The following is a 13,780-nucleotide window of genomic DNA, read 5'->3' as shown; positions in this document are numbered from 1 at the left end:
AACGGCATTAAACAATCAGGAGATCAAAAACAGGCAGCCGCTTAACTCTCTATACACCAGATTTGACTATAGCTCCACTATACCGGCGGACAACTTGAATCTTCCTTGTAACTAAGGAAGATTGTCGCTTATGATCTATTAAATAAGGAAATAAAACGGAGAGCGTGATTGTGGCTTAAATCTATTGCCACAATCACGTCAATAAGCAAGCTGTCAGTTTGTGCGGTACCTAGTACGATCGATCGCTTAACTTGGAACTGCTTATTCTAGCTCAATAAAGCCAACATTAATTAATTTTCTATTAATGCTAAGAAGGCAACTTAAAAGAATAAGAATCTTTTCTACGCATTAACCCCTTTGACCATTTCCTCTACCACTTTTTTGGCATCCCCAAACACCATCATAGTCTTGTCCATATAGAACAAATCATTATCAAGACCTGCGTAACCAGCAGCCATACTACGTTTAACAACTACTACGGTACGAGCCTTATGCGCTTCAAGAATAGGCATGCCATAGATAGGGCTACCCGGCACATTTGCAGCCGGATTGACTACGTCATTTGCTCCCAGAACAAGCACCACATCGGTATTAGGAAAGTCGCTATTGATTTCATCCATTTCCAGGACCTGTTCATAGGGTATTTCTGCCTCAGCAAGCAAGACATTCATGTGCCCCGGCATACGACCTGCGACAGGGTGGATGGCAAAACGAACATTCACACCTTTTTCATGTAACACTTCTGCAAGCTCATTGACTGCATGTTGCGCACGGGCAACAGCTAGCCCATATCCAGGAACAATAATAACACTGTCGGCATTACTCATCAGGAAGGCTGCATCCTCTGCACTACCACTGCGATAGGTTTTCTGTGTTCCATCCGCAGCTCCTTGGCTTCCACCCTCACTGCCAAAGCCACCCAGTATGACTGAAAGAAAAGGACGGTTCATGGCTTTACACATGATATACGATAGAATTGCGCCAGAACTGCCTACCAACGAACCAGCAATAATCAGCATCGGATTACCTAGCGAAAAACCGATACCTGCCGCGGCCCAGCCTGAATAGGAATTCAACATAGAAATGACTACCGGCATATCTGCTCCCCCAATAGGAATAATAATGAGGAATCCGAGCAAGAAAGCGATAGCTGTCATTACGATAAATGCGGTCCAGTTGGTCGTGTCACTAAAAAAGAACCATAAACCAAAACCAATCATGACTAATGCTAATGTTAGATTGATCATGTGTTGTCCAGCGAAAACCACCGGAGCCCCGCTCATGCGACCAGACAATTTAAGAAACGCAATGACTGAGCCAGACCAGGTCATGGCACCAATAAACGTCCCCAGAAACAATTCCAGCTTACTACCAGCTGGCAGCATCTCAGGCAAGCCGAATGAAACAGGATTGTTAACGGCGGCAATCGCAATGAATACCGCAGCCAAACCTACTAGAGAGTGCATAAAAGCAACCAGCTCCGGCATTGCAGTCATCTGGACTCGCTGCGCCACGATAGAACCTATTATCCCACCGATAGCGATACAACCCAATATTAATGTCCAATTCTGAGTAATGGTCAGGGTAGTACCAACGGCAATCGTCATCCCAACCATTCCAAACAAGTTACCACGCCGAGCAGAAAGGGGCGAGCTAAGCCCTTTCAGCGCCAGAATGAAAAAAACCGCTGCAACCAGATAAGCGAGAGCAATCAAATCAGCAGACATTTAGGCGCTTCCTTTTTTATCTTTTTTTCTAAACATTTCCAGCATGCGTTGTGTAACGAGAAATCCACCAAATACGTTGATGGAAGCAAGGATAACAGCCGCTCCTCCCAACCAGACTCCCCAATCAGTTTCAGCGGGCCCTGCAGCCAACATTGCACCTACTAAAATAATACTTGAAATTGCATTAGTCACTGACATCAGCGGTGTATGTAAAGCTGGTGTTACATTCCAGACCACGTGATAGCCAACAAAAACCGCCAACACGAATACTGTCAGATGAATTATCGTTGGATCAATTTCACCAATCATGTTTATTCCTCTTGAACTCATTAACTTTTATTGATATTAAAGCGCACATCAAAACAATAGATTACTTGTTGTCTTACGCTTTTTTGATAATTTCTCCGCCTGAGCATATCAATGTTCCGGCAACAATCTCATCTTCTTGGTTAATTTTGAATTCCCCACTATTGGCATCAAGCATCAAATTAAGGAAATTCATAAGATTTCGTGCATACAGCGCACTTGCATCTGTAGCAACTAGACCAGGAAGATTAGCAATACCAACGAGATGAACACCATGTTTAACCACAGTTTTATTCAGCTCTGTCAAAGGACAGTTTCCGCCTGCCTCCACTGCCATATCCACGATCACCGACCCAGGCTTCATTGCTTTAACTGTTTCTTCCTTTATTAAAACGGGTGCCGGGCGTCCAGGTATCAGCGCGGTCGTAATGACAATATCCGCCACGATAGCTCTTTCATGAACTAATTCTCCCTGTCGGCGTTTGTAATCATCCGACATTTCTGTAGCATAGCCTCCAGCTGTTTCAGCCTTTGCCTTTTCTTCATCAGTTAGTGGAACTTCTACAAATTTTGCACCAAGGCTTTCGACTTGTTCCTTAACTGCAGGACGTACATCAAATGCTTCTATCACTGCTCCCTGCCGTTTAGCTGTTGCAATCGCCTGCAAACCTGCTACCCCTGCCCCCAGCACCAATACCCTTGCTGCTTTGACTGTTCCCGCTGCTGTCATCAACATGGGAAAAAATTTCTGATAAACATTAGCAGCGATAATGACTGCTTTGTATCCACCAATATTCGCCTGAGAAGACAAGACATCCATACTTTGAGCACGAGAAATACGCGGCAATTTTTCCATAGCAAACGCAGTCAGACCATGTCTGGCGAGTGCCTCGATTCCTTCCATCCGATGAGGTGATAGCAATCCGATCAAAACCGCATCTTTACGCATTAGAGCCAGCTCTTCCGTTTCTGGCCCGCGTACTTTCAGTATAATCTGCGATTGGCTATACAATTGTGATACATCATTAACGATAACTGCACCCGCATCTTGGTATGCAGCATCAGGAATACTGGCGCCAGCACCTGCGCCAGACTGGATCAGAACAGTATGAAATCCCTTGGCAGTATATTTTTTAACCGTTTCCGGCGTAGCTGCTACACGTGTTTCTCCCGCATGAATTTCTGCAGGTATGCCTATGTGCATCGATTATCTCCCTTATCCTCTATTCAAACTTGAAAATACTTAATGCATTGCATAATTTTTCTTGAATGCGTGATTATAAATGAATCCAGGTGTATTCACTGCTTTGATTGAAACTTACACATAACTTATCTATGCATTATTGCAATTTTTAACCATCAAATTCATAGTCATGTGCATTCGAAATACAATAAACACTATAAAAAGCAATGCTTTTTTAATTAATTTAATTTTTCAGACAACGACCTAACCATTGGCTAGTTAATTTTTCCTGTACGCTATTCTGACGCAAGCGTGACGATAGGCTACCAAAATCAACCCAATCCAATGGTTGGTCCTGATTGAAGCATGAAAAAACGTAAGTAATCTCACCCGTTTCAGGATCTTTATGCGGTTGTAAACACTGTGCGCAAATTTCCTTCATCATACATTGCATCGGTGAATTGATAGAGCCAATAGCAAAGTGATTCTTTTTCAAATATGGCTGCAACTGATGATGGCGCGCATAACCGACAGCCGCCATCATTCGATCAGAGCCAATTGCAATGATACGGTCAGCATCTGCCAAGGATATAGGTTGTGCGCCGAGCGCACCGCTGCCATAAGCTACCATCGCCTGCACAATATTACCAACGAAACTAAAATCACCTGGTCTGGAAGGTTCAAACCCAGGTGCTTCATCACAACACCATACAACTGTATCTGCCGCAGATTCAATTTCAGCAACCTTATAGCGATCAACCAGTTTTTTGTAACCAGCAAAATACAAAACCCGGCATCCTGCTGCACGGGCAGCAGCCCCAATAGAAAACAAGACTGCATTTCCAAGTCCTCCACCAACCAGGACGAGAGTCTCATCGGGTAAAATTTCGGTGGGCGTGCCAGTAGGTCCCATCAGCACAACGGGTTCGTCAGGCTTAAGCAGGGTACATAAATTTGCTGAACCACCCATTTCCAGCGCAATCAGGGAGACAAGTCCATTCGAAATATCTACCGATGCTCCCGTCAATGCAATACCCTCCATCGCTAGCCGGGTATTCCCTATCGTAGAAGCTAATGTTGCAAAATTCTGGAAGCGGAAAAACTGTCCGGGATGGAAATGTTTCGCTGCCATGGGCGCGCGCACGACCACTTCGATAATATTAGGCGTGAGTCTTTCCACTTTATGAACAGTCGGTCTCAATTGATGATTCATATCAGCAAAAAACTGTGCATTCAATTGAGTCGAGGCCGGCGTAACACGCTCAAGCACTCGACTGACAATTGGGTAACCTTGTTTGGCACTAGCCATGGCTTTAACCACATTACCTGAATAAGACGGATGCAAATCACCAAAGAAACTGATAAAACGCCCATCGTCGCAGTGACTCAGCAAGACCGCTGGTGTTTCTGGCTTAGGATTGCCCTTTGTTAAGCTAACTGGATTACCCTGATCATCGCAAGCTGCAAAATAGCGTCCATTCAATTTGAAATATTTCTCATCTTCTCTGGCAAGAACAGTATTCGGCTGGGTACCAGCGGCTACCAGGATTGCACGTGCGGGTAAATCAACTTCCCTGATTTTTTGCCATTGCCCTGCTTCATCTACTGTTTGCACAGAAAATCTAATTGACTGGGTATGCTCCCACTGATCGATATCTACACTTACCGGCGTAAGCCCTTCAGCAAACCAGATACCTTCCTCCATTGCTTTCTCAACTTCTTCATGATTCAGCGTATAAGAAGGGCTATCAATCAATCGCTTACGATACGCAATAGTAGCTCCACCCCATGATTGCAATAGCTTCAGAATATCCGCTACTCGCCCTTCCTTGGCTGCCTGCACACGCTCGGCACGAATAGCTCGGGCGTGCGCCAAAAATTCCTCAGCGATTTCCCGTTCCTCTTCATCCCAGCGGTTGCGAACCACAGTCTCTCCCTGTTCTAAAGCAAGCACCTCATAACGCTGTAAAAATTTCTCAACCTGGACCGGATAGTAAGCCAAAGCTTCCGTAGCCGCATCGATTGCAGTGAGTCCACCACCAATCACAACAACGGGTAAGCGCAGCTGCACGTTAGCGATAGAATCAGCCTGTGCTGCACCGGACAGCTGAAGTGCCATCAAAAAATCAGAAGCTGCACGCACACCACGTGCCAAACCATTCGGTAAATCAAGAACCGTTGGGCGTCCTGCGCCTGCAGCCAGGGCGATATGATCAAAACCCAAAGCCAGCGCATCATCCACTGTCATAGTACCGCCAAAGCGTATTCCACCATAAAGTGCAAATTCTGGCCGCCGCTCTAGTAAAAGACGGATTAATTGAAGAAAATTTTTATCCCAGCGCACAGTAATACCGTATTCGGCCACTCCGCCAAAACCGCCTGGGGTGCGCTCATTCAGATCAACACGGAGCATGTTAGTATCGCGAATAGCGCTAAAGGGTACACGCTCCCCATGCAGATCGACTCCAGAAATCTCTGCAGGTAATGGTTCAATCTTGAGACCATCTACTCCTACCACAGTGTGACCATCGTTCATTAAATGGTGTGCCAGAGTATAGCCAGCGGGTCCCATGCCCACTACCAATACTTTCTTACCGGTAGCTGGTCTGGGTAAAGTTCTGCGTAAATTAAGTGGGTTCCAGCGTGTAAGCAAGCTATATATCTCAAACCCCCAAGGCAATTCGAGCACATCTTTAAGTGTGCGGGTCTCTGCTTGCGGAATATCTACCGGATCTTGCTTCTGATAAATGCAGGATTTCATGCAGTCATTACAGATACGATGCCCCGTTCCTGCGCACATGGGGTTGTCCAGTACAATCATTGCTAAGCTGCCAATCGCCACTCCCTGCGTCTTGAGCTTATGAAATTCCGAGATTCGCTCTTCCAGGGGGCAGCCTGCGAGTAACGCCCCTAACTCGCTTTTCTTGAAAGTAGGTGGTTCCTCGGCATTTTTAGGTTTGACTTTGAGTCCTTTTGAGCAGGAATCCTTGCCTTGCTCATGACACCAGATGCAATAATTGGCTTCATCCAGCGCACCCACCAGGTCGGTCCCTTGATCTGTCAGCGAAAATCCTTCACGTTGACGCAGGTGCTCAAGCCGATGGACGGTATAGCCTGCATGATCATCGGTCACCATTGATAACAAGTGCAAATAATCGAGTTTTGCCGGTGACTTGAATAACACGCCTTGCTGGGTATGTGCTTGCCCTTCAGGGGTGCGTAACGCCCAGGCAGCATAGTGCAACGCATCATTTAAGCGCGCTGCATTATTTGCTTCATCCTCTAACCATCTGGCCACGTGAGTGGCAAACACCAGCTCGGAAAAAGGTTCGCCAAATTCCTCTTCGAGTTTCTTTTCTAGGGCAATAGCATCTATTGTTTGTAACACTTCATCGCTTACCTTAGTTTTGGCACGACGCTGCACAAATTGCCGCTTGCAAAAATAAAGCGGCGCAAGCTCATGATGACGCGCAGCAAGTGTATGCACTTCCTTGTCAATACCAAATAACTGTGCAATGAAATCTTCCAACCACGGAGCAAGCTCAATCAGAAAAGCAGATTCATCTTTGAGCGCCAAGCCATCAGGATTTAGGCGTGCCTGATCCAAGCGGCTACGCAGTTCAGCGTCTCCCGCTTGCAGAAAATCAAGAAACGCCTGATCCAGCTTTACCAAACCATCACGGCAATACAAATCAGCAAAAGCCATACCAAATCTAAAATCAGGAAAAACGGCTTCTATCGATGGTTTGCTAGGCATTAATGCTAAATTTGTCATAATTGTTTTTATCGATATTTTTATAGATAGATGAGAAATGGAGGATTTAGGATGAAAAATGGCGTCAATTGCTTAAGATTGACTCAAGCTAATTTTGAATGAAGATGGATACTGACTACTTTTCTCGTCATCGTAAAATTCTGTTTATTCACCAGAAAACGTATCTAACAAATCATGCCGGCTGCGACGGTATTGTTGCTCGTTTCATCAATAATAATAAAGCTACCGGTAGCACGATTACGGACATAGTCATCAAATACGATTGGCTGCTGCACTTTCATCACCACCCGTGCAATATCATTCATTTTCAAGGAATCTGCCGTCTCATGATTGAGCGTGTTGACATCCACACGATAGTCAATCTGATTTACCATTCCCTTGATCATTCGCGTCGTATGTTTAACGATATATTTACGCCGATGATCAAGTGGTTGTTCAGATAACCAGCATAGCATCGCAGCAAATTCTTTTTTGATTTGTGGCTGCTGGCCAGCTTTTACCAACATATCCCCCCGAGAAATATCCAAATGATCTTCGATAGTCAGTGTGACAGATTGCGGTGCAAATACATCCTCAAAAGAATCCTTGTACAAAAGAATCTCTTTAATGCGCGAGGACAATCCAGAAGGGAGAATCGTCACTTCATCACCGACACGAATGGAGCCTGATTCAATTCGTCCCATATATCCCCGGAAATCATGTAATTCTTCGGTTTGTGGGCGAGAAACCCATTGCACGGGGAAGCGGAAATCATCGGTATTAACATCATGCTCAATATCGATATTTTCCAGCAAATCCATCAATGTCCTACCTTCATACCAAGTCAGCCTGTCACCTCTTTCTACCACCATATCTCCGTTCAAGGCAGACATGGGGACATATTCAATATTGCTTAAATGGAGTCCTTGGGCAAAAGCAGCAAAATCATTACGAATTTGCTCGTATACCTCGCGTGAATATCCGACCAAATCCATTTTATTAATCGCCACGACCAAATGAGGAATCCCTACCAAACTGGCCAGATAAGCATGGCGACGAGACTGGGTTAGCACACCCTTGCGTGCATCAATCAATATAATCGCCAGATTAGCAGTGGAAGCACCCGTAACCATATTCCGAGTATATTGCTCATGGCCAGGAGTATCTGCAATGATGAATTTACGTTTTGGCGTCGCAAAATAGCGATAAGCCACATCGATCGTTATTCCTTGCTCCCGCTCCGCTTGCAAACCATCAGTCAGCAAAGAAAGATCGACCGCTTGCATTCCGCGCTTATTTGAAGTACGTGCAATAGAGCTCAGCTGATCTTCAAAAATCGATTTTGAATCATGCAACAAACGTCCAATCAATGTGCTTTTTCCGTCATCCACGCTACCAGCAGTAATAAAGCGCAACAATTCGGCACGATCAAGCCTTATATTTTTAACTTCTGACATTTAATAATAGCCTTTGACAAGTGGTTCTTAAAATAGAAATGGGTCGTTTCTTCCAGTAAGCAAGCTGAATTAGAAATACCCTTCTTTTTTGCGTAATTCCATCGAGGCATCTGAAGTCTGATCATCCATACGCGTTGCTCCACGTTCAGTAATACGCGTCATGGCTGTTTCCGCGATAATTTCGCTCACATTCTTGGCCTGAGAAGCAACCGGGCAGGTACAGCTCATATCTCCAACGGTGCGAAAACGTACCATTATTTTTTCTACATGTTCGCCCTCTTTCGGTTGTACCAGATGTGATACTGGCAACAAGCCGCTATCACGCGGAATAACTTCCCGCCAATGAGCAAAATAAATAGAAGGAACTTCCAGTTGCTCGCGCTCAATATATTCCCATACATCTAACTCGGTCCAGTTACTGATAGGAAAAACACGAATGTTCTCCCCTGGATGGGTTCGTGTGTTGTAAAGACTCCATAATTCAGGCCGCTGATTTTTTGGATCCCATTGACCAAATTCATCGCGGAATGAAAATATTCGTTCCTTGGCACGTGCTTTTTCCTCATCACGACGCGCTCCACCAATACAAGCATCAAAGCGAAATTCCGCAATGGCATCCAACAAGGTAATCGATTGGAAGGGATTGCGGCTTTGATTTTCAGAACGCAACACTACTCTACCTTGTTTGATGGAATCTTCCATACTGCGCACGATCAAGCGTTCACCCAACTCTTTGGCCCGATGATTGCGAAATTCAATCACCTCGGGGAAATTGTGTTCGGTATCAATATGTAACAATGGAAAAGGAAAACGTCCCGGTCGAAAAGCTTTTTCAGCCAACCGCAGCAAGACGATGGAATCTTTCCCTCCAGAGAATAGCAGAGCAGGGTTGGTGCATTCAGCCGCTACCTCCCGCATAATGTGAATCGCTTCACTTTCTAAGGCGTCTAAGTGAGTAAAAGTTCGATGACTCATTCTTCTTTACCTTCTAACAAAAAAAAATTCAATACTATTTATTTTATCGAGGCGACTTTACCTACATGCAAGCCACATTCCTTAGATTCAGGATTCTCCCACCACCAACGCCCAGATCGAACGTCTTCCCCTGGTGTAATCGCACGCGTACAAGGAGCACAACCGATACTCGGATAGAAGCGATCATGCAGTTTGTTGTAAGGCACATCATGCTGCTTGAGATATATCCATACTTCGGCATTGCTCCATTCGCAAAGCGGATTAAATTTCTGAATATTGTTTTCAGCATCAAATGCGGATATAGCCAAACTGTCTCGCGTGACCGCTTGTTCGCGACGCATCCCCGTGATCCAGGCGCGCTTGCCTGTCAATGCGCGCTGAAGTGGTTCAACTTTGCGAATATAACAGCATCGCTTGCGTAACTCGACACTTTGATAAAAACCGTTAGGACCATTTTGAGCGACATAACTTTCCACTGCAGCTGCATCAGGAAAATACGCCTGAATAGAAAGACCATAACGATCTCTCACCACCTGCATCAGATCATAAGTTTCTTGAGGTAACCGACCTGTATCTAGCGTGAACACGGCAATTCCCGGATAGTCACGCGCAATCAAATCGGTCAGCACCATGTCTTCAGCACCAAAACTGCTGGCAAACACAGCAGGCGCATATTCCTGCTGTATCTTTGCAAGCAAAACGTGTAATTGCTCGACCTTCTGCGCCACATCAGATTGACTCATCTATTTCCTATTTTTCATAAGAGGTCTTATAGAGCCGTAGCTGACTGCGAGATTTTCGGAATTTGCAGTGATTTGACAATGTCCTGTGGTAGCGAACCCGTTAAATCGAGTTGACTATTAAAGCCAGTACAGAATTCAGCCACATCGAGTGTCCATGCATCCAATTCTGCATACCATTCAGTCAGCAATGCATCCGTCAATTCATTGGCAGGGCGCGCAAAATCTTGAACAAGCTTAGCCAGTGTTTTAGCCAGATTAGGCTTGGCTGGCAATACGCGTTGCAACTCTTCCGCTTGCTCTACCAGATCATCACATTTCTGACCACCTACCAATTGGACCACTCCTTGACCAATCAAGCGTGCAATTTCTTCTGCGCACTTAACCGAATCCTCAAATTTGCGCTGAAACTTAAGCGCATTACGGTAATTGCGCTCATTTGCAGCATCGAAAAAAGCCGTGCCAATTTGTAATTGTTTCGCACCTGCACACTCGCCGCCGCCAAACTGGAATACTCTGAAATCATCACCTTGACCATGATCACGCAGCACCGAGTGCAAGTCTTCCTGCTTAACTTCCACGACATCAGCCAGCAATTCAGCGAAATAACCCTGACCTACTCGCCGCGTCCAGTTAAAAAATGTTTCTCCCGCTTCACGATCTGCAGCATACGCTGATCTCACCCGCTCCACCGCCACTTCAACGCGCGCACTCGGTACTGATGGACCTTTAAAAGCCAAGCCCCCATTAGCCATGCCATTGCCACCGAAATACATTTGATAATGAGGTACCAGCTTGCCGTACATGCGCTTGCCTTCACCATAAATCCCAATATCACCGCTTTCCGGTTGAGCGCAACCATTGTGACAACCCGAAACACGGATGCGCAAGTCATCGTTCCCTCCCGATAATTTACCCCCGAGAGTGGGACTGGAAGTGATTCCCAGACGACATGTGGAAGTCCCTGGGCAAGCCACTACATTATCGCCCGCTTTTGGCAAGCCCAAGCCAAGGCCTGCTAATGCAGACTGAATAGCCGCAATATTTTCTTGCGGCACGTTAACCAACATCAGATTCTGATCTTGGGTCGTGCGTATCTCTTTCAAACCATGCTGCTCCAGTATCCCGGCGATTCCTCGCATCTGTACTGCGGTCAACTGCCCGAGTCGGACACTGATCGGCACCACAAATAGCCCTGCCTGCTTTTGCGCAAATAGTGCGCGAGGTGCACCAGGACCGGGCACTTCACTGTCCACGCCACCCGTCCATACACCTTTGGGATAATCCTGATCAGCCAGCGCTTCCTTGACACGCGCAAGCTCTTCACGATATTTCTCAATAAAACCGTCAACGCCGAATTTATCGACCAGAAACTTGATACGTGATTTAGCGCGTTTAGCTCGATCAGAATACTTGTTGTGCAACGTGAGCACAGCTTCTATCACTAACAACAAGTCTTTTTCTTCGATGAACGGCTCAACCACAATCGCCTCATGAGGTTTATGTCCCAGCCCCCCGGCTACCAGCACTTTGAAACCAAAGCGCGTTCCCTCTCTGACTGCAACCACACCCAGATCATGGATCATACCCTGCGCACAATCCGATTCACAGCCTGAAAAACTGATTTTAAATTTGCGTGGCATCAACTGATTCAAAGGCTTACGCAGAAAATGTCTGACAACTCCCCTGAGATGCTCACTGACATCAGTATGTTCACGTGAGCAGACTCCCGCGAGGGGACAAGCTGTTACATTACGTATCGTGTTCCCGCATGCTTCACGGGTTGTCAGCTTACCTTTTGCCAGATGACGCATCACAGCCGGCGTATCCGTCAGTGGCACATAGTGCAATTGAATATCCTGGCGAGTAGTGATATGTGCTTCACCATGCTGCGCATATTCTTCCAGCGCATCAGCAATCGCATTGAGTTGCACCGGTATCAGCCGTCCACCAGGAATCTTGATACGTACCATATTGACGCCTTCCTGGCGTTGTCCATAAATCCCCATTTGCAGCCGGGTAGCAGTAAAGCGATCGACATCCATACGCTGCGCAAGAAAATCCTGCAATGATTGATCGTATGCGTCGATTTCCTCATCATTAGCGAGATCGGTTAAATAATTCATCCTATTTCTCTCTCCGTAGTTTTTTATCACACCAGCTTGCTGCCAATGCGGATAAAAAATATTAACAATATTTGTTGTTATTTTATCCGATATCTATCCTCTGGCGTTAGTGGTTATCAACATCCACTCTTTCAAAAGAGAAGGCGATGCTGAGCAAGTCAGTATCAGGTCATTCTTATATCTTCTTCATAATTGACCAAACACGCCCAGAAAGTTCGATTTCTCGTCCAGATATTATGCTTTTTGAAAGATTTGCTTTGTTTTAATAAATGTATCATAACAGCATCATTATATATCTCAAAATAATATTAAGTTAGATTAATATAATGTTATGTTATAATAAAAACCATCATGAGATTGCAACAATTACGTTATTTGTGCGAAGTCGCTAATCAGAATCTGAATTTGTCGAAAGCAGCCGAAAGTCTGCACACGTCACAACCTGGAATAAGCCGGCAAATTCAACTTCTTGAAGAAGAACTGGGTGTGGATATTTTTGTTCGTAATGGCAAGCGTATTGTGAAAATAACTCCCCCAGGAGAGGCTATCGTCGAAATTGCTGAAAGAATGCTCAGAGATGCTGAAAATCTGAAACAAATTGGTCAGGAATTTAGCGACAAAGCGAGCGGCACCCTGATTATCGCCACGACCCATACCCAGGCACGTTATGCACTTCCACTCGCTATCAAACGCTTTACCGAAAGATACCCTAAAGTCAAACTCATACTGCGTCAAGGCAACCCAATCCAGATCTCCACTTTGGTCACCTCAGGCGAAGCTGATCTAGCAATTGCCACAGAGGCAATCGAATTGTTTCAAGAACTCGTCATGCTTCCCTGCTATCAGTGGAATCGTAGTATTATTGTTACCCCCAAGCACCCTCTGCTCAAACAACATCCGTTGACGTTAGAAGCAATTGCGCAATATCCCATCATCACCTATGATTTCGCGTTTACCGGCCGCTCAAAAATTAATCAGGCGTTTGAATCCAAAGGGTTGACTCCAAATGTAGTGCTCACTGCAATCGATGCCGATATAATTAAAACTTATGTAGAGCTTGGTTTGGGCATTGGCATTCTAGCAAAAATGGCTTTCGACCCACACCGCGACAAACATCTCCGCGCAATTGATGCCAGTCACCTGTTTGAACCTAGCACGACGCGCATCGGCATCAGTCGTAACAGCTATATTCGCAGTTACGTCTATGACTTCATCGAAATGTTTGCTCCTCACCTCGATCAAGCTACCGTCAAAGCTACCATGAAAAACAAGGAGAAAATACCTGCACAAGATCCGCACGAAACAACTGAATAAATGAATCATGTAACCCAGTTATTCGCTTGCGTTGATAATCAATTTGAGCTTCCTTAGAAACTGTTTGGAAATTGTGAGAGCTAGCTGATGTAGCGATTTTTGCTGTTTGTTAACATTCACTATTTTATGAATCAACCAAAAAACGGAAGAAGCGTTATCCGAGCAACCTAAGCTCTGGGGCGTGGTATTACTTGAAAC

10 protein-coding genes are annotated in these 13,780 nt (G+C 45.4%); 1 reads left to right on the top strand and 9 read right to left on the bottom strand.

The genetic code is table 11. From position 1 onward, the window contains the following. Window positions 1-341 precede the first annotated feature (341 nt). The 8 genes from R2Q26_RS14635 to R2Q26_RS14600 all read right to left on the bottom strand — a co-directional run bounded on the left by R2Q26_RS14635 (window position 342) and on the right by R2Q26_RS14600 (window position 12,268). Window positions 342-1,727 (bottom strand): NAD(P)(+) transhydrogenase (Re/Si-specific) subunit beta, encoded by a 1,386-nt coding sequence (locus R2Q26_RS14635; RefSeq protein ID WP_317536966.1) that lies wholly within the window; start codon window positions 1,725-1,727, stop codon window positions 342-344. Next, complete coding sequence (locus R2Q26_RS14630) at window positions 1,728-2,036, bottom strand: proton-translocating transhydrogenase family protein (RefSeq protein ID WP_090571969.1); 309 nt, start codon at window positions 2,034-2,036, stop codon at window positions 1,728-1,730. Window positions 2,037-2,109: 73 nt separating this feature from the next. Then, entirely contained in the window at window positions 2,110-3,237 is a 1,128-nt protein-coding gene (locus R2Q26_RS14625) for a Re/Si-specific NAD(P)(+) transhydrogenase subunit alpha (protein ID WP_317536965.1), read from the bottom strand. A gap of 223 nt (window positions 3,238-3,460) precedes the next feature. Next, window positions 3,461-6,973, bottom strand: a complete 3,513-nt coding sequence (locus R2Q26_RS14620; protein ID WP_411182370.1) for an FAD-dependent oxidoreductase — start codon at window positions 6,971-6,973, stop codon at window positions 3,461-3,463. Window positions 6,974-7,155: 182 nt separating this feature from the next. After that, window positions 7,156-8,427, bottom strand: coding sequence for a sulfate adenylyltransferase subunit CysN (gene cysN / locus R2Q26_RS14615; protein WP_317536963.1), 1,272 nt, complete (start codon window positions 8,425-8,427; stop codon window positions 7,156-7,158). Between the two features lie 69 nt (window positions 8,428-8,496). Beyond that, a complete protein-coding gene (cysD, locus tag R2Q26_RS14610; RefSeq protein ID WP_090571973.1) occupies window positions 8,497-9,402 on the bottom strand; it encodes a sulfate adenylyltransferase subunit CysD in 906 nt (301 codons plus the stop codon). 38 nt (window positions 9,403-9,440) lie between these two features. Beyond that, entirely contained in the window at window positions 9,441-10,145 is a 705-nt protein-coding gene (locus tag R2Q26_RS14605) for a phosphoadenylyl-sulfate reductase (protein ID WP_317536962.1), read from the bottom strand. A 26-nt stretch (window positions 10,146-10,171) separates the two neighbouring features. Next, the gene (locus R2Q26_RS14600) at window positions 10,172-12,268 is read right to left on the bottom strand and encodes a nitrite/sulfite reductase (protein WP_317536961.1); all 2,097 of its coding nucleotides are present in this window, start codon (window positions 12,266-12,268) and stop codon (window positions 10,172-10,174) included. Window positions 12,269-12,619: 351 nt separating this feature from the next. Here R2Q26_RS14600 and cysB point away from each other — a divergent pair, with 351 nt between their 5' ends. After that, window positions 12,620-13,582: an HTH-type transcriptional regulator CysB gene (cysB, locus tag R2Q26_RS14595; protein ID WP_317536960.1), complete on the top strand. Its 963-nt coding sequence runs from the start codon at window positions 12,620-12,622 to the stop codon at window positions 13,580-13,582. 18 nt (window positions 13,583-13,600) lie between these two features. Here the strand turns inward: cysB and R2Q26_RS14590 are convergent. Next, window positions 13,601-13,780, bottom strand: a 180-nt coding sequence (locus R2Q26_RS14590; protein WP_317536959.1) for a hypothetical protein, incomplete at its 5' end; no start/stop codon positions are given.

It is taken from the genome of Nitrosomonas sp. Is37 (genome assembly GCF_033063275.1).
In the GTDB taxonomy this organism is placed as follows: Bacteria; Pseudomonadota; Gammaproteobacteria; order Burkholderiales; family Nitrosomonadaceae; genus Nitrosomonas.
Note: the sequence above shows the minus strand (reverse complement) of the source record. Positions and strands in the feature narration are given on the sequence as shown.